This window comes from Neobacillus niacini, assembly GCF_030817695.1.
Lineage (GTDB): Bacteria > Bacillota > Bacilli > Bacillales > Cytobacillaceae > Neobacillus > Neobacillus niacini_F.
In genome coordinates, this window is record NZ_JAUSZQ010000002.1 from 3168875 (window position 1) to 3185569 (window position 16695).

Annotated in this window: 18 protein-coding genes and 2 pseudogenes; 4 read left to right on the forward strand and 16 right to left on the reverse strand. The window is 38.4% G+C overall.

What is annotated here, in order from left to right; translation table 11 throughout:
- Positions 1 to 509: 509 nt before the first annotated feature.
- The 9 genes and pseudogenes from QFZ28_RS16115 to QFZ28_RS16160 form a co-directional block, all read right to left on the reverse strand.
- Positions 510 to 1058 (reverse strand): annotated as a pseudogene (locus QFZ28_RS16115) (DMT family transporter); the annotation flags it as partial.
- Between the two features lie 287 nt (positions 1059 to 1345).
- On the reverse strand, positions 1346 to 1678 hold the full coding sequence (gene csaA, locus QFZ28_RS16120) for a chaperone CsaA (RefSeq protein WP_307197046.1): 333 nt from the start codon (positions 1676 to 1678) through the stop codon (positions 1346 to 1348).
- Between the two features lie 45 nt (positions 1679 to 1723).
- The gene (locus tag QFZ28_RS16125; protein ID WP_307195578.1) at positions 1724 to 2617 is read right to left on the reverse strand and encodes an EamA family transporter; all 894 of its coding nucleotides are present in this window, start codon (positions 2615 to 2617) and stop codon (positions 1724 to 1726) included.
- Positions 2618 to 2702: 85 nt separating this feature from the next.
- Positions 2703 to 3404 (reverse strand): AraC family transcriptional regulator, encoded by a 702-nt coding sequence (locus QFZ28_RS16130; protein ID WP_307195579.1) that lies wholly within the window; start codon positions 3402 to 3404, stop codon positions 2703 to 2705.
- Positions 3405 to 3882: 478 nt separating this feature from the next.
- The gene (locus QFZ28_RS16140) at positions 3883 to 4272 is read right to left on the reverse strand and encodes a VOC family protein (protein ID WP_373428080.1); all 390 of its coding nucleotides are present in this window, start codon (positions 4270 to 4272) and stop codon (positions 3883 to 3885) included.
- Positions 4273 to 4421: 149 nt separating this feature from the next.
- Entirely contained in the window at positions 4422 to 5219 is a 798-nt protein-coding gene (locus QFZ28_RS16145; protein WP_307195581.1) for a fumarylacetoacetate hydrolase family protein, read from the reverse strand.
- Positions 5220 to 5293: 74 nt separating this feature from the next.
- The gene (locus tag QFZ28_RS16150; RefSeq protein WP_307195582.1) at positions 5294 to 6559 is read right to left on the reverse strand and encodes a cation:dicarboxylate symporter family transporter; all 1266 of its coding nucleotides are present in this window, start codon (positions 6557 to 6559) and stop codon (positions 5294 to 5296) included.
- 25 nt (positions 6560 to 6584) lie between these two features.
- Positions 6585 to 7160, reverse strand: a complete 576-nt coding sequence (locus tag QFZ28_RS16155) for a Fe-S-containing hydro-lyase (RefSeq protein ID WP_307195583.1) — start codon at positions 7158 to 7160, stop codon at positions 6585 to 6587.
- A gap of 24 nt (positions 7161 to 7184) precedes the next feature.
- The gene (locus tag QFZ28_RS16160) at positions 7185 to 8027 is read right to left on the reverse strand and encodes a fumarate hydratase (protein WP_307195584.1); all 843 of its coding nucleotides are present in this window, start codon (positions 8025 to 8027) and stop codon (positions 7185 to 7187) included.
- 194 nt (positions 8028 to 8221) lie between these two features.
- On the opposite strand from QFZ28_RS16160, the gene QFZ28_RS16165 reads away from it, so the two are divergent.
- Positions 8222 to 9121: a LysR family transcriptional regulator gene (locus tag QFZ28_RS16165; RefSeq protein ID WP_307195585.1), complete on the forward strand. Its 900-nt coding sequence runs from the start codon at positions 8222 to 8224 to the stop codon at positions 9119 to 9121.
- Between the two features lie 433 nt (positions 9122 to 9554).
- Here the strand turns inward: QFZ28_RS16165 and QFZ28_RS16170 are convergent, their stop codons facing one another.
- The 6 genes from QFZ28_RS16170 to QFZ28_RS16195 all read right to left on the reverse strand — a co-directional run bounded on the left by QFZ28_RS16170 (position 9555) and on the right by QFZ28_RS16195 (position 13950).
- Positions 9555 to 10298 (reverse strand): SDR family oxidoreductase, encoded by a 744-nt coding sequence (locus QFZ28_RS16170; RefSeq protein WP_307195586.1) that lies wholly within the window; start codon positions 10296 to 10298, stop codon positions 9555 to 9557.
- Between the two features lie 190 nt (positions 10299 to 10488).
- Positions 10489 to 11331: an SDR family NAD(P)-dependent oxidoreductase gene (locus tag QFZ28_RS16175; RefSeq protein WP_307195587.1), complete on the reverse strand. Its 843-nt coding sequence runs from the start codon at positions 11329 to 11331 to the stop codon at positions 10489 to 10491.
- A gap of 182 nt (positions 11332 to 11513) precedes the next feature.
- Positions 11514 to 11882 (reverse strand): MerR family transcriptional regulator, encoded by a 369-nt coding sequence (locus tag QFZ28_RS16180; RefSeq protein WP_307195588.1) that lies wholly within the window; start codon positions 11880 to 11882, stop codon positions 11514 to 11516.
- 198 nt (positions 11883 to 12080) lie between these two features.
- Positions 12081 to 12266, reverse strand: a complete 186-nt coding sequence (locus QFZ28_RS16185) for a hypothetical protein (protein ID WP_373428081.1) — start codon at positions 12264 to 12266, stop codon at positions 12081 to 12083.
- A 26-nt stretch (positions 12267 to 12292) separates the two neighbouring features.
- On the reverse strand, positions 12293 to 13003 hold the full coding sequence (locus QFZ28_RS16190) for a DUF4405 domain-containing protein (protein ID WP_307195589.1): 711 nt from the start codon (positions 13001 to 13003) through the stop codon (positions 12293 to 12295).
- A gap of 239 nt (positions 13004 to 13242) precedes the next feature.
- Positions 13243 to 13950, reverse strand: a complete 708-nt coding sequence (locus tag QFZ28_RS16195) for a cytochrome P460 family protein (protein ID WP_307195590.1) — start codon at positions 13948 to 13950, stop codon at positions 13243 to 13245.
- Between the two features lie 175 nt (positions 13951 to 14125).
- Between QFZ28_RS16195 and QFZ28_RS16200 the strand changes: the two are divergent.
- Positions 14126 to 14537, forward strand: a pseudogene (locus QFZ28_RS16200) (aminotransferase class I/II-fold pyridoxal phosphate-dependent enzyme); the annotation flags it as partial.
- 210 nt (positions 14538 to 14747) lie between these two features.
- A complete protein-coding gene (locus tag QFZ28_RS16205; RefSeq protein WP_307195591.1) occupies positions 14748 to 15455 on the forward strand; it encodes an SDR family oxidoreductase in 708 nt (235 codons plus the stop codon).
- Positions 15456 to 15705: 250 nt separating this feature from the next.
- On the opposite strand, the gene QFZ28_RS16210 is transcribed toward QFZ28_RS16205, so the two are convergent.
- On the reverse strand, positions 15706 to 15861 hold the full coding sequence (locus QFZ28_RS16210) for a DUF2187 family protein (RefSeq protein ID WP_373428144.1): 156 nt from the start codon (positions 15859 to 15861) through the stop codon (positions 15706 to 15708).
- A 154-nt stretch (positions 15862 to 16015) separates the two neighbouring features.
- Here QFZ28_RS16210 and QFZ28_RS16215 point away from each other — a divergent pair, with 154 nt between their 5' ends.
- Positions 16016 to 16627 carry a hypothetical protein gene (locus QFZ28_RS16215; RefSeq protein WP_307195593.1) on the forward strand — a complete coding sequence of 204 codons (612 nt, stop codon included), beginning with the start codon at positions 16016 to 16018 and terminating at the stop codon, positions 16625 to 16627.
- Positions 16628 to 16695 lie beyond the last annotated feature (68 nt).

Sequence of the window (16695 nt, forward strand, 5' to 3'; positions counted from 1 at the left end):
TTTCTGATAAGAAATTCTTTTTCTTGGTTTTTCAAAAATAGGTGAAAGCACCATCCATATTTTGATGGTGCTTTCACCTATTTATCTGAATACCTTGGGGACAGTTCTCACGATTCTTTTCCCCTTAATCGTTTTCAAATTCTTGTTCAGGACTACTCCTATAACTGATAGCATACCTACCATTTTATCCGTAGAGACAAAAGCCATCGGAACCGTCCCCACGGTTCATTACTCACACACATATGACCATATAATCAGCAAACTCAATCAATCCTGTCAGTGCAGAAATGTGACATTTCTATATAATCCACACTTAATGAGTGATAGGTTTGATTAATAGGAAATTAACAACTGTCTTCAATCATTCAAATAAAAGGTGCCAGGTACCGCCCAATTTCTCAGGTGATACCTGGCACTATCTTGCGTATATTGCATCAAAGGACTGTTCAAGCACAAGCATCTTTTTGATTCCCTCAATCCTTTTATTCTACAAAAACGCCCCAACCATCAGAGTAACCATTTAAAGAAAGACCAGCAAACAAGAATACACAAAAACTATAAATCCAATGAGAAATTTTCTTTACGTTATTCTGCCCGATTAACAAATAACCTACAACGGATAAGACACTTAAAAACGATAAAACATCACCGATAATGACTGATTTATTACTTAACCCAAAATCACCCCATCCAACCATGACGACTCCTATAATTGAAATCCCTATCGCCATTAAGGTCGAAATACTTGTTCTTTCTTTGTAAATCAGAAATCCCCCTAACAAAGCGACTATTGGCTGTAAAGTAAGTATGATAGTGGAGCTAGCTACAGTTGTTAGTTTCAAGGATTCAAACCACAAAGTAAAATGCATCGCTAGAAAAACACCTGCAATACATAAGAACAACCATTCCTTTTTGGATAGTTTCATAAACTCTCTTCTTTTCAAGTACACCATCGGTAATAATAGTAGACAGGCTTAATACATTCGATTCATACTTATTATGGTGGCTGGTGCTTCCGACCATTTTACAAAGATTGCTGCAAAAGAAATAGCTATCATAGAAACTGCCAATAGTAATCAAACAGGTGTTTTCATATTTCCTCCTTTTTTTAACATACTTAAATTGTATTAAATCTTCTTCAATAACCTGACTCCTTAGTAAAAAAGCGACTGTCTTATTGGACAATCGCCACCATTTACTTTAAATACATCCTTCACAAACTTAGCTTTTTATCAGGAATGCTCCCACTCGTTAGTAATAAAAAGGCATCCCTTTTTTAAAAGGAATGATTACTGTTAGTTGTATCAAAAAGTAATGCTATATGTTCAAATTAATCACTGCTATATTATGAGATGCGTGTTCCATTTCTAATTGGCTCATCGGGCTTTAACAGAATAACATCCCCCTCTTCAGGGACCCCGCCTATTACCAATACCTCAGATTTAAACCCTGCGATACGCAATGGAGGGAGATTAACTACTCCTACCACTTGCCGACCACAAAGTTGTTCTGGAGAATATCGTCGTGTAATTTGAGCCGAAGAATGTTTTATGCCAATCTCTTCTCCGAAGTCAATTTGTAGTTTAATTGCAGGTTTTCTTGCTGCAGGAAAAGGTGTGGCGTTGATGACCGTGCCAACACGAATATCTAAATTAAAAAAATCCTCAATTTTTGTCATAGAGATATAACCAACCTTCTTATCATTTATTTTTGATGTCACTCACTACTGAACCATCCTAAGTTCCTTTTTGCTAGGAGATTTTTTGGACGACCATAATAAGATTCCGATTCCTAGCATTAAGAGGATAATCCCGAACCATGAAGTGATCGTTAAGTATTCGCCTAATATGAAAACTCCTAATAATGCTGCAGTTAACGGTTCTGCTAACGAAAGTGTAACTGCAGTTGATGAAGAGACATGGATAAGACCTTTGCCAAAAAGGAAATAGGCTATCCCAGTCGCCATAATTCCAAGTTGAAGACTTACACCCACACCGTTAAAACTCATAATCCAAGACATATCAAAAACGAATAAAATTGGAGATAAACAAATTGCACTAAGAGTGAAAACAACTGCTACTACTGATAATGAGGAATGTTTTTCAACTAAAGTTCTACTTATAAGAGTATAACTAGCAAAGGATAACCCAGCCCCAAGAGCCATTAATATTCCAATAGGGTCTACAAAAACTGATTCTTTATTAACAAAGAGCATTAGACAACCTAATATTGATAGGAAAGTAGAGTACCACCAAATTTTAGAAGGACGAATCTTTAAATATATCCATTCTATGAGGCCTGAGAAGATAGGTGCACTCCCAATTGCTACTACAGTCCCGATAGCCACTCCCGTAATTGAAACTGCCGAGAAAAATAAAGGTTGATACAAAGCCATACATAAAGAAGCCATTAGCGTTGTCTTGATTGCCCAACCTTGGAAGTTGAATTTTCCTATTACCAGAACCATTAATAATAAAAATAAACCTCCTACCGCTAACCGAGTAGCCCCAATAGCAATCGGGTGGGCTGTTTCTGGGGCAAGTGCCTGAGTTGTACCCGTGGTCCCCCAAAGTATTGCGGCAAGTAATATTAAAAAAGAAGGCAATTTTCCCTTCATTTAATCACCTCAAAAAAAAAAAGAATATTTAAACTTATAATAGAAAATTTCTTGAAAATTTTCTTTACCAAGTTTAATATCCTTTTTATCCATTATTAAGAATTCTATATTTTTGGGGAGATATTCCCTCACATTTAACAAACCACCTTGTAAACGATGAAGAATTCTCAAAACGTAATTCCTCACTAATCTCCGATATGGAATACTCTGTTGAAATTAATAAATGTTTAGCCTCTTTCAAACGAAGTTCAGATATATAGGCTTTTGGGCTTTTCCCCGTTTTTTTCTTAAACCATGATGAATAATACACTGGATGGTAATGCTCTATTTTAGCTAAAGTCTCTAATTTTATTGGTTCCTTATAATGTTTATGAATGAATTCAATAGATGGTGGCTTAGATATTTGAAGTTTGTTCGTCACATATCTAGTTAAATTTACTAAGGAGGACAGGTTCTCTTGGCTCTTCGCCTCTTCCAATAGCAAATAACGGATAGAAGTCCATTGTTTATCCAACCGTATATACATGTCACTTGTATCCTCTGGCAAATATTGTAATGGAATATCTAAGATTAAGAATTCATTCCTGTCCATAGAACGGTAGTTATGTTCTAACTTTGGAGGAATATAAAAACAATAATCTGAGTTAAGATGGATTTCTTGCCACTTCGTTTGAATATCTAAAGATCCTTTTAACGGAAAAAGAAATTGTCCAAACTCATGTTGATGAGATGTAAACTCTCTAGTATAAGATCTTTTCTCACATGTTACGTGGTTTACGGTTTGCATTTTACTCTCCCCCTAAAATCTCACCTTAAATTATATTATAATCCTATAAATAGATGTAATAAAGATTTTGAAAAAAGAGTTAGTAAGCATCATTTTTTACAGCCTTATTAAACAAACCTTCCCATTAGCTCAAAAAGAAAAGCTGCCAAAATAACAGCCCGGATCTTTCGCTAACGCACCCGTTAGCTTAAGTATAACTGTTCACAATCTTTTTTATAGAGTGCATTCTTTAAATTTTTTGCAGATAAAAAAGAATATCAGACACTTTATGGTAGCGTCTGATATTCGGATTATATTATATATATCAATTCTCGTTTTTATCTTAAAGTTTTCAATGTTCCGCTCCAAGTGTTAACTTGGTTAAGCATTAAATTGACATTAGTAAGATGTAATTCAGCTTGTTTATTGTTAGATTAGCCGCTTCCTTCTAGCCCAATACAAAGCCAAAAATTAAAACTATAAATCCTATTAAATAATTTTAATTTCTTGCTCGTTCAATCAATTGTAGTAATTCACCATTAGGTCCATAAAATAAAATCATAAGACCTCCTTCAAGTGTTGATTTTGGTTGGTCCGATAAAAATTTAATTCCTTTTTTTTCATAATAGCTAATTGCTTGATTAATATCCTCTACTGCAAAAGCAAGGTGGTTAACGATCCCACTTTTGTTATACTCACCAATAGGATCAATATCTCGAATCAGTTCAATTTCGATACTAGGCTGTTCTTCCAGATATAAAAATGCCATCTCTCTTGTTTTAGATGATCCTCGAAGGCGAACCTTAAATCCAAACATATCTGAGTAGTATTGAATAGCATGATTCATATTGTCAACAATAATGGCTGTATGTTCCATTTTTTTAATCATTTAGATTCCTACTTTCATCATAAATAACAAATTTATATAGGAGTTTCCATACCAAGCCTAGGTTTCTCCTATTCCTGGAAAATATGAAATATGAAGGGTTCACCAACTTGGACACTGGCGAAATCCTGAAATGTCTTTTCCTATAACTGCTATATAACATAATTAACTAGCTTTCCGATATTCTCTACTTCCACAGTAACGATGTCACCAGATTTCATTGGACAACTGCCAGAAGGAGAACCAGTAGCCAAAACATCACCGGGCTCCAATGTCATAATCTGGGAAACCCAACTGATAAGGTAAGGAATTGACAAAGACATTTGATTAGTATTGCCATCCTGTACAACTTTGCCATTTAAAGTTGTAACAATTCGCAAATTTGTTGGATCGATTCCTGTCACGATGCACGGACCCAACGGACCAAAAGTGTCAAAACCTTTGCCACGTGTAAACTGGGGATCTTTTTTTGTAAGATCTCTGGCAGTTACATCATTAAAGATTGTACATCCAAAGACATAATCCAATGCTACTTCTTCTTTGATATTTTTACCTCTCTTCCCAATAACGAGTGCAACTTCCCCTTCCATTTCGACCTGCTTGGTTAAATTATTGGAAGGAAGAATAATGTCACCCTCATTTGGAATCAAAGAAGATGTCGGCTTTAGAAATAGAAACGGTTCCTTGAGATTAGCCTTTCCCCCAGTCTCCTTTGCATGTCCAGCATATGTCCAGCCGAAATTAATAACTTTTAATGGTACCACCGGCTCCAAAATTTTCACATCATTATATTTGACCCTAACACCATCAAATTTTAGTTCATTGTTTACAATTTCAGTAAAATTACTGGACAACTGTAAAATTACATCATCCTCAACAATTCCGTAATATACTTTTCCAATTTCATTCTGATAACGAACGATAGTCATCGTTTTTTCTAGTACCTGCATTAGAAACCAACTCCAAATTACAAATATTCTGAAAAGAATGGCTGCAAATTGGTGCAGCGACCCTTCTAGCATCCCTAAACAGCAGTTTTACCGGAAACAACGTATGCTTTATTCTTTTCATGATCAAATTGACCTTCCCATTTCGTAATGACTACGGATGCTAAAGCGTTTCCAATTACGTTAACACAAGCTCGTCCCATATTTAATAGAAAGTCAACTCCTGCGATAAAAGCTAAACCTTCAAGCGGAAGACCTGCAGCTGCTAAAGAAGAGAGGAGCACTACTAATGCTCCACCGGCTACTCCAGAGATGCCTTTGGAAGTAATGGCAAGAATTAGCAGCAACGTGATTTGTGCACCTAGTGACATGTCAATTCCGTAAAGCTGCGCAATAAAAAGGGAAGCAAGAGCCAGATATATACAAGATCCATCCGTATTGAAGGAATATCCAACCGGGACTACAAATGAAACGATCGATTTCGGGCACCCATAGCTCTCCAGCTTCTTCATCACTTGGGGAAGAGCGGATTCGGCACTTGACGTAGAAAAAACAAGAAGAAATTCATCCTTAAAATATTTGATAAACTGGATAAAATTAATTTTACATATTTTGGCTACTAATCCAAAGCAGACGATAGCGAAGAGCAGGTACGCTCCATAAGCTGTAACGATTAATTTTCCTAATGGAATCAGTGAGACTGCACCAAACTTGGAAATGGTTACACCAATTAGCCCAAAAACCCCGAACGGTGCCACTTTAAGAACATAGGAAACCATATGGAACATAGCGCTAGAAAAGCTTTTAAAGAAATTCAGTAGGGGCTTCCCCGTATCTCCCATCGCGGCGATAGCTAGACCTAACAGAGTAGCGAAGAAAATAACAGGTAAAAGATGCCCTTGTGCCATTGAGTCAATGATATTAGACGGAACTATATTAATAATAAAATCTAAATGACTCCCCTCAGCCATCTCCTGTTCAGCTGCCACGTATTTTGATATGTCCCCTTGAGAAAGCGTTTGCATATTAACCCCCGCGCCGGGTTGGAAAACGTTCGCAAACAACAGACCGATTACAATGGCGATCGTGGTAGCCACTTCAAAATATAGAATGGTTCTAAACCCTAATTTCCCGAGTTGCTTGGCATTGCCCATTCCGGCAATGCCAACCACTATACTCGAAAAAACAACGGGAACTACAACCATTTTAATTAACCGCATAAAAATGTCCCCTACTGGTTTTAAATAGGTCTCGACGCCAGGATGTTTGTAAAATACCAACCCAACGATGACACCAAAGATCAGACCAAGTAAAATTTGGATAGGCAGTCCCAGTTTTTTCATTACGATAATCCTCCTTTTTTATCCTTTAATGGTGCCCTATTACTTTTTCTATTGATCGATACTTAGCGATTTCCTGCTCATAAAGATCGTTACCGTGTGCATCATAGACTACCATTACTGGGAAATCCTTGACAATGAGTTGACGAACCGCCTCTGGACCCAGATCTTCATATGCTACTACTTCTGCGGATTGGATTTTATCGCTTAAAAGAGCGGATAGCCCGCCAACGGCAGAAAAACAAATGGCTTCATGATCTTTGCATGCGTCTTTCACCGATTGACCACGCGGACCTTTTCCGATCACACCCTTAACCCCGTATTCAAACATCGCCGGTGTATAGGGGTCCATGCGGGAAGCCGTCGTAGGAGCGATGGATCCAATCACTTGACCGGGTTTAGGCGGTGTAGGTCCAGCGTAAAAGATGATATGGTTTTTCAGATCCACTGGAAGTGGTTGATTTTTGTCCAACAGCTCGAGAAACCGCTTATGAGCAGCGTCTCTTGCTACATAAATAATTCCATTTAGGAAGACTTCATCCCCTGCGTATAAATTTAAAACATCCTCAATAGTTAGCGGCGTTTGTAAGTAGACTTTAGCCATTTATTAGCACCTTCCTTTACAAATTTAGAGTACATAAGATTTTTTACGTGCAGCATGGCACTGGATATTCACGGCTACTGGAAGAGCTGTAATATGGCATCCATAGGTTTCAGCAGCTACCCATAATGCCGTGTTCGTACCACCCAGTCCCTGCGGACCAATTCCCAGCTTGTTAATCTCTTCGAGTAATTCTTTCTCTAGCTGAGCAATATGCGGTTCATGATGATGCACGCCAATTTCACGCAGAACTGCCTCTTTAGCAATCTCCGTTACCTTATCAAAGGTCCCGCCAACGCCTACCCCCACTACGATAGGAGGACATGCTCTTCCTCCAGCGGCTTCGATCGTGTCCAATACAAATTTTTTCACCCCGGACACTCCTTCTCCAGGGAGTAAGAATTTCATCGCACTCATATTTTCACTTCCGCCACCCTTAGGAAGAACCGTTAATTTAATCTTGTCTCCTGGAACGATTCTGGTGTGTATCACACCCGGGGTATTATCGTTTGTATTGATTCGGAGTAATGGATCCCCTACAACCGAATTACGAAGGTATCCCTCCTTGTAGCCTTTTCGAATGCCCTCATGAATCGCTGCTTCAAAATCTCCTCCCTCAATGTGTACTTCCTGTCCTACTTCTGCATAAACAACGGTAAGCCCTGTATCATGGCAGTAAGGTCTGTCTTCTTTAGCAGCCAAGTTAGCGTTTTCAATTAGCTGCTCAAGAATCGACTTCCCCAAAGGAGACTGTTCTGTTTCCAAAGCCTTATGAAATCCCTCTACAATGTCTTCCGGCAAGTAATAGCAAGCCTCCCAGCAAAGTACAGAGACAGCATCGCGAATCTGTTCTACATAAATCTTTCTCATTCTTCATCCATCCTTTTAATTTTTTTGTTTACGCTTAAACTATAGAGAAAAGGTCGATTTGCGCCCTCTCTGTTTGTCCCTTGAATCAAGTATAGAATAAAAAAACATTCATGTATAATGAATGTTTATGAACGTTTTAATCGACAAAGTCAATCAAAACTGGTAATATAGTAGTGGTAAGGAGGAGATTCACTTTGGAACTTAACTGGCTAAATACATTTATAACGGCTGCAGAAGAGGGAAATTTCAGGAGAACTGCGGACAGACTCCATGTTGCCCAATCGACGGTCACGCTTCATATTCAAAATATTGAGGACGAGCTTGAAACTCAGCTGTTCGACCGCGTCGGTAGGTCAGTTCAATTAAATTCAACAGGACTCGGATTCTTACAGTATGCAAAAACCATTTTGGAGAACTACAACGAGAGCATAGAATATGTCGCAAGGCGTCTACAGGGTTACCAGGAAACCATCAAAATCTCTGTAGCTACGGTCGTTGCAACAACATATCTTCCCAGTTGGATTAGAGAGTTTCGCAAAGTGAGTCCAGAAACAGAGTTCTCAATTGAAGTGACGGATTCGAGTTCAGTAATAACGAGCGTGTTCAATCAGGAGTGTGACATCGGCATTGGACGAATTCCCGTCGTGCAGGAACAATTGGAAAGCATTGAATTATATAACGACCCAATTGTTCTCGTTGGTCCACGCGGCGTTAGTGTACGAAATGAAAGAGAGTTAAGTATGAACGATATCTTTCATGAAAATTTACTGTTCACCTATAACCATCCACTATACTGGGATGACCTGTTATTTCAACTACGGCAACACGTGTCTAATGTGAGAACAATGAAGGTAAGCAAGGTACACGTTTCCGTTGAATGGATTAAGGAGGGGATGGGCATATCCTTTCTTCCGCTCTCAACAGTGAAAGACCAGGTCGAGAAGGGCAATATCGATATGATTCCTTTTCCATACTTCTCTCTCCCGTCTGCACACACCTATTTACTGACTCGTAAGAATCAAAACAAGACAATCAATAGTTTTATCGAGCTAATATCAAGGGGAGAATTTACTTTTAAGAGAGATCAACTATAAGTAGGCGTCCAACCAGCATTGTTGCTATGGGGCGTGCATTTATGGTAGTTATATATTCCTCAATTGGATGGTCTTTTTTATCAATACTATAAGTTATGACACTTTATAGACAAAAAAAAGACCGTCAATTGACAGTCGTCTCATTGTTAAACTATAGCACCCGTTTGTTAAGTACAATGCTTCACAAACTTAAAATTTAATCTCTTTTTTAATTTTATTAATGTCTTAATTGCCTACTTAAACATTAAACGTACAAATAAAAAGTATATTGTTCAGAGGAAGCATGTTATCTAATCAACTACAATGGAAATAAGTCCTATTGCAAATGTATCTGAATTTAAAAATTTCTCAACCTTTCATAATTTGCAAAGTATAAGGTAATGAACAAGCAGCCCCCAAAAAAGTGGGCTGCCTCATTACAAATGTTTTCTTTTTAGAGTTCTTGAATTGTTGGACGAATGATCATCTCATTAATCGCTACATCTGATGGTTGTTCAATGGCAAATGCAATGGCACGAGCAATGCTAGCAGGCTCGATTTGAACTTTTTTATTAGCTTCAACGGATGCAGCTTTTAATTCTAAATCTGAAATGGCATCTAGTAATTCTGTATCAATAGTCCCTGGCGATATAATGGTTGTACGAATATTGTTGCTATACTCTTCTCTACGAAGACCTTCTGTAATGGCTCGTACAGCAAACTTTGTACCACTATAAACAGAGCTAGCAGGGAATACTAAGTGACCAGCTATTGAGGAAACGTTAATGATATGCCCTTCTTTTCTTTCCCTCATGAATGGAAGAACAGCAGCAATACCATATAATACACCTTTGATGTTAACATCTATCATTGTATCCCATTCCTTGATTTTTAATTGAGAAATAGGTGATAGCGGCATTACACCTGCATTATTGACCATTACATCAATTTTCCCATATTCTTTAAGAGTATATTTAGCAAGCTCTTCCACTTGTTCTTGTGAGGCAACATCGGTCACTTTGTAAATGACTTGCCCGCCTTTATTTTGAATCTCTTCTTGTAACTTCTTTAATCGCTCTTCGCGTCGAGCAGCTAGCACTAGCTTCGCACCTTTAGATGCAAGTTCTCTTGCAGTAGCTTCACCAATTCCACTAGAGGCACCCGTAATAATGACAACCTTATCTTGAATATTTGTCATATAAATGACATCCTTCCTTATAGAAAACTTGCTAATAGTTAACTTTCTATTTTTCTTAGGTTAAGGAAGTAGAACACCTCCCCCTAACCATTTACACTGCTAATCGCGAGAAGTCAGCTCAAAGGTACGTTTTTTATACTCGCATATTCCCCCAAGATACCACATTCCAAGCCAGCTCGATAACTTAAATTTATGCATCCTCGTAGGCAAGGGATGTTGATAAATCACGGTAAGCGTTGATCTGGTCTTGGAGATCTGCTACCTTCTGCTCAGCACCAGCAATCGCATCCGTACCAGCAATCAAGCGGAACGGTGGTTCTTCCTGACTTACAATGGTAATTAGAGCCTTTGCAAGTTTGACAGGATCGCCTTCCTGTTTTCTATTTTTTTCTTTAAAGAAAGCCTTGATTTGTGCATTACCCTCAGCGTAGTCATCGATAGACAGGTCACCCCAGAATGTTGATTCTGGCTCTAAAAGTTCGGTACGGAAGAAACCTGGTTCAACGATGGTTGTTTTGATACCGAATGGAGCGACTTCATCACGTAACGACTCCATCCAACCCTCAAGACCAAACTTCGAAGCAGAATAAGCGGAACCACCCGCACCTCCGACCAAGCCTGCAAGAGAAGAAATTGAAATAATGTGCCCAGACCGAACCTTACGCATCAAAGGCAACACAGCACGGGTGACGTTCATAGGACCGTATAGGTTGGTACTGATTTGGCGTTCCATCTGTTGTGGGGTTAGTTCCTCGAAGAAGCCGCCATAAAAGTTACCTGCATTATTAACCAATACATCAATACGTCCAAATCGATTAACTGCCAACTTGACGGCAGATTCGGCATCCGAAGGATTAGTGACATCCAGCTGTACAATCAGCAGATTTTCATCATCACCGAGGACTTTGGCTACTTTATCGGTATTACGACCTGTAGCGACGACCTGATGACCTGCGGCTAAGGCAGCTTTTGTGAACTCCACGCCCATACCACGCCCAGCACCAGTGATAAACCAAACTTTCTTGTTATTCATAAATTATTCCTCCTAATTTTCTACGTTATTTTCTCCTTATATATAAAGGTTTATTAAACCCTCTTATTTAAATGGAGCAAGAATAGGTTACTCCTTAGAGTGCACTCTAAAGCAAGTTTTTTTTCGAAAAAATTTTTAAAAGCTGTCAGACGCAATTGAAAAAATAACGGGTTGCTTAACTTTCAAGAGAAACAGTTTCCTAATTCATTTTCATAAAAATTTATTTTAGTATCCAGAAACTCTAAGCTTTGACGAATCTTCTCGAATTCTTCCACTACTTTTTTGCGATGATTTTTAAGTAGTGCTAACCTTTCTTCCATTGTTTCATCCCCTATATACCCCCACATGATAAATTGTTTCATGTCTTTTAGTGACATCCCCGATTTTTTTAGGTGGAGCAAAGTTTCAACCCATAATTTGTCTTCATCTGAGTAAATTCGGACATTATTATCGTCTCTGTTTACTCTTATTAACCCTTCTTTTTCATAAAACCGCAATGTATGTTCGCTCACCCCAACGATTTTAGAAAATTCTCCAATAGAATATGTCAATTTAACCGCCTCCATTAAATCTGATGGTCTATTTCTTCTTTATCTTTTAATTTACGACACAAAGCAAGAGTAATACTTAGAGTTTACTCTAAGTCAAGAAATCTCAATCAGTCACGGTATTTTGCACTTATCGCTACTCCATTCAATTTGATCTCGAATTCCACCAAGTCCAGATATTACTTCCCGTTGTTCTCCGGTTTAAAGATCAAATTCTAATAATGCAGATTCTCTTAATGCTGCTACGTACAATTTACTATCATAATAATCCATTCCAGATGGCGCCCCTGTTGCTTCATCTCCAAAAGTGAAAAAGGGGCGAAACCATACCTTCTTGTTCCTCATCGCCTTCAATAATCGCCCAACCGTAATTTTGACCGGCTTCAATTAATTCATTTGATATCCTCCGCTTTTCAATCTGTATCAGATTTTATGAACTTCTCTTTATTAGCCTTAGCTTTTTCCTGCTTCTTAACAAATTTTAGAGCATAATGAGTCCCACAAATATAGATACCCATGACCGATAGGTAACCAATTAAAAATCCCATAGTGGATTCATCAGAGTTCCAACCAAATGGATTATATATGGTTAACTTGGAACCCATATCTGTCTTGAAGGAAGTCTTCACACCATAGACAACAATCAACACCGCTATGACACGCAACGCAATTGTACGAATACGACTGGTACCGGTAATGCCTGTCATCTTTCGCACTGCATTGATAATCGCCCCCCAGGACAATCCTATATGGATAGCCATGAAGATAAATCCCCAATATGCAGTCATAACATGTATCTGCCGTACACTCATGTCATTGTTTATTGGGAAAAAGGGAAAGATGTCTTGGGAAATCGGCACGGAACTTATCATCACTACAACCATAGATACAAGAAAAAGCATGTTGACCGCAATTTTCAGAATACGTTGTGCATTGTACTTTCCCTTAATAATCGTCTTATACCACCGTCGATTTAAAATATTGTGGACAATAAAAAATATCAACATGAAAACTCCTACCAGTTCATGGATTGTATTTCCAGTAATATGGTAAGCCATTGCCACTAACATGAGAACTGTCATGACAAGATCAATGACCAGTTTGATTAACATATTTCGATTCAAAAATTTCTCCTCTTTCAAATTTAATTGCATCTCTAGAAATTTTAGATATTTATATTCCTTGGTAAAATATTTTCTTTCATGTCCACATAATATAGTGGTCAAGAGGAAAGAACATGAATTATATATTGAAGGGAGGTAGCCTCAATAAATGCGCCAACCTCACTGGTTCGTGTTTCCCCTTGGGGACGTATTACTGGTGATATGCATACAATTTGCCACTTCAAATGGGAACACATCCCTCAGTTCTTCTCCTGATGAAAATAAAACGATAAAAGAACATTCTGGATCATCCCCTCTTTTTCCTTATCATCGATTATTTCATGATCATCGCCTATCGCTTTTACCTCCCAGTCCTCCGTAGGGATAACTGCGAACTTTGATTCTGTACTACTGTCCTTTGCTCCTGTAACATCCTCAAGTTCATAACTCTTCATCTCATCTAACGTGTTCACATAGTTATCCCGTTCCTGATTTGCGTGGCAGGTAAAGCAGCGACCGATGCCTATGTCGTATCCCACCGACCTATCGGCATTGAATTCCTGGTATAGCCAATCCCCGTTTCGCGGGGTGTCGGGGGGGTTCTGGTCGCCCCAGCCAGTGCGCTTTTCCATCACGAAGATGTCAAAAAGCTCTTCATCCTCATAGATTTCGAGAGTAATTACGGTACCGTTCGGGATCGGTTGTCCGTTCTGCACTGCTTCGATCGCTTCCCGGCTCGTATAAGCCTCCTCTCTGACATTTCCTCGAATCACAGTCGCGTAGTTTATGCCCTTATCGTAGTTCTCAGGGAATTTGACAAGTTCATGGTCATACCCAGATGGCTCCTGTCGGGAAGTGTCACCAGATGGCTCCTGCTGGGAAATGTCATTTGTGTCATTGTTACTGTTGCAAGCAGTAAGCGTGAGAGACATCACCAATCCGAGGACCGGAAAAAATAGTTTTTTCATAATGCTTTCCTCCTTCAAGCTTCATACGTGTATAGCCTGCCACCAGCAAAGACAGGATTTTTCTGCCTAATACGTATGATGGCGGGTACTTGGAACAAAACTTATCCTACACCTTGGAGTTGACTCTAAAGCAAGCTCTAATTTATTAAAAAATTACCAGTTGAATTGAAATACTTCATTCGTTGAACCAGGGGATGTGGTTGGTGATGGAAGCTCCTACGTATCCAGGAGCGATTGATGTTTTTCGAGGCAGAGGGGGCTACAATACTTACCGTACCTGTTGATAAGGACGGAATGCGAGTGGATATACTTCAAAATTTATGTGACAAACATAAACCCAAGATAATTTATACAATACCTACTTTTCATAATCCAACAGGTTTAGTTATGTCTTTAAAACGTCGTAGACAGCTTCTCGATATAGCTCAAAGTATCCAGTGCTTTATCATCGAGGACGTGTCATGTAGTGAGATATACTTTTATAAAAAGCCACCCGCTTCTATTAAAAGTATGGATAATAAGGGTCATGTGATTTACTAAAAGGGTTAAGTAACACACTTGCACTGGGTTGTAGAATTGGTATCATTGATACTAAGTTTGGTAACTATCTTACTTAGAAATTACATGTTTACTCCTATACAACAACTTTCCAGATAAGGAATAAATTCAACATTCTTTAAGAGCTCTCTGTTCATTATTGATTTATATTCCCTGTCCTACTTTTTTTATTAACTTTCTAGGGTGTGGAAAAATTTACTCTAGCTCAGGATTAGTAGCCGAATAAAGGAGGATATTAAATGTCAAAGGATATAAAAGTTGCACTTGTCACTGGCGGGAATCGAGGAATTGGATATGAACTAGTCAAACAATTAGCTCAGAAAGGTTTTAAGGTCATTTTGGCAAGTCGAAATCCAGAGGTGGGTCATGAAGCTACGCAAAAACTTAAGGAGTTAAATATGGACGTTTCGTTTGTGGTAATGGATGTAGACAATCAAGAAAGCATCCGTCAAGCTGCGATTACTGTAAATGAGCGATATGGAAGATTAGATGTATTGATTAATAATGCTGGCGTGTATTTGGATGAGAATGAAAAGTTATTGACTATGGACGCTTCCATTCTAGAGAAAACGATGGCAACTAATTTCTTCGGCGCTTACCATGTCATTCATTCCTTTATTCCGATCATGGAAAAGCATGGCTATGGAAGAATCATTAATGTTTCATCAGGATATGGGGAGATGAGAGAAATGTCTCATCAAGGAGTAGGCGCCTATAAGTTGTCTAAACTTGCCTTGAATGGTTTGACACAATTGGTAGCTGCAGAAATCAAAGGAGATATCAAAATAAACGCGGTATGTCCGGGGTGGGTCAGTACAGATATGGGTGGACCATCTGCTCCAAGAACTCCAAAGCAAGCAGCGGAGTCTATCCTTTGGTTAGCGACGATCGGACCTGAAGGACCTTCCGGAGGATTCTTTAGAGATGGAAAACCAATCGATTGGTAACAATACAGTATCATCTAATTATTTGGTGTTTAAGTAAGGTGCGATGAAACCGTATTTCGCAATTGTTATTGTTTAAAATGAAAAAAGCCGATTTTCCAAACTTGGATGATCGGCTTTTTCTGTAACTTTGTGAAGGAATGTACTTAAACTAACCTGCCAGATAGTTTAAGTGCAATCCTTCACAATATGTAATACATAATAAAATTGATGAAATCATTTCGATTTCATCCTTCATATACAATCAATAATCTTATAATTTTTTATGTGCCACAACTGTTCTTTTTCCTTCAAACTGTAATTCTTTATTGTTTTCACTTATATTTGCAATTACTGAATTTTGATTGAACTTCTCAACCAACCCCTTAATTCCATTCTTAAAAAAGATATATTCCCCTAATTCTGCAATTCTCCTTTAATAGAGAAAGATGGAGAAAGAAAATCTGGCATTTTTATAATTGCACTAAAGTACGGAAATTGTCGAACTTAACTTAAGTACATTTTGTCTTCCATATTGTACAATTAGGACAGTGGTTTAGGTTTCCAATATCTGGGGGTTCGTGATGAAAAAAGTAAAAGTAATAATTCTGACAGTTGTGTTCCTTTTGACTATGGCCCTGCCAGCAATGGCGCAAAGCAATTCCCCTGTATACAAAGGCTCTTTTCAAAGTGCTTCGTTCTATGGGTCAGAAGGTACTGTCGATACCCATGTAGAACTTAGTACTAACTTTGAAGGTAAGGATTCTTACATCCTCTATTATCAAACCTACGATTATGAAAAAGAAGAATACTATTATGGCAGCGCTGTAGTTCCAGCAACCAAAGTGGTTTTTGACATTAACAAAGGTACAGCCAAAGTGAATCAGACAGTAGATGTAAATAAAGTTGATTTTACTTGCGATGAAGAAGGAAATTGCACTGGGGATGAATGGCCTGCTGGTACTAAGTCTATCAATCTTACATGGGCGTTCAATTCAAAGAGTTATTCTACCTCAAAATACACTGACAAAAATGTCCAGATCGATTTCGACCAGTACATCAAACTTTCTAAGGGAACTTTCAAAGATTACTATAATGTCTCGGTTTCCGGAACGGTCGATGGTAAGGGGACTGATGGTTTTGAGTATTCCGGTGGTAATGTATTCACTGGTTCCTCTTTCGCGATAATTAAGTAAACATTCTGTTAACAAAAATCCAAAAAAACCTAAACCCTAATTGAATATGTACATAAAAGGCCGGTAAT

Coding starts and splice junctions, on each gene's coding strand:
- csaA (WP_307197046.1), bottom strand. CDS start 1,678: ATGACAAAAATTGAGGATTTTTTTAATTTAGATATTCGTGTTGGCACG.
- QFZ28_RS16125 (WP_307195578.1), bottom strand. CDS start 2,617: ATGAAGGGAAAATTGCCTTCTTTTTTAATATTACTTGCCGCAATACTT.
- QFZ28_RS16130 (WP_307195579.1), bottom strand. CDS start 3,404: ATGCAAACCGTAAACCACGTAACATGTGAGAAAAGATCTTATACTAGA.
- QFZ28_RS16140 (WP_373428080.1), bottom strand. CDS start 4,272: ATGATTAAAAAAATGGAACATACAGCCATTATTGTTGACAATATGAAT.
- QFZ28_RS16145 (WP_307195581.1), bottom strand. CDS start 5,219: ATGCAGGTACTAGAAAAAACGATGACTATCGTTCGTTATCAGAATGAA.
- QFZ28_RS16150 (WP_307195582.1), bottom strand. CDS start 6,559: ATGAAAAAACTGGGACTGCCTATCCAAATTTTACTTGGTCTGATCTTT.
- QFZ28_RS16155 (WP_307195583.1), bottom strand. CDS start 7,160: ATGGCTAAAGTCTACTTACAAACGCCGCTAACTATTGAGGATGTTTTA.
- QFZ28_RS16160 (WP_307195584.1), bottom strand. CDS start 8,027: ATGAGAAAGATTTATGTAGAACAGATTCGCGATGCTGTCTCTGTACTT.
- QFZ28_RS16170 (WP_307195586.1), bottom strand. CDS start 10,298: ATGACAAATATTCAAGATAAGGTTGTCATTATTACGGGTGCCTCTAGT.
- QFZ28_RS16175 (WP_307195587.1), bottom strand. CDS start 11,331: ATGAATAACAAGAAAGTTTGGTTTATCACTGGTGCTGGGCGTGGTATG.
- QFZ28_RS16195 (WP_307195590.1), bottom strand. CDS start 13,950: ATGAAAAAACTATTTTTTCCGGTCCTCGGATTGGTGATGTCTCTCACG.
- QFZ28_RS16205 (WP_307195591.1), top strand. CDS start 14,748: ATGTCAAAGGATATAAAAGTTGCACTTGTCACTGGCGGGAATCGAGGA.
- QFZ28_RS16215 (WP_307195593.1), top strand. CDS start 16,016: ATGAAAAAAGTAAAAGTAATAATTCTGACAGTTGTGTTCCTTTTGACT.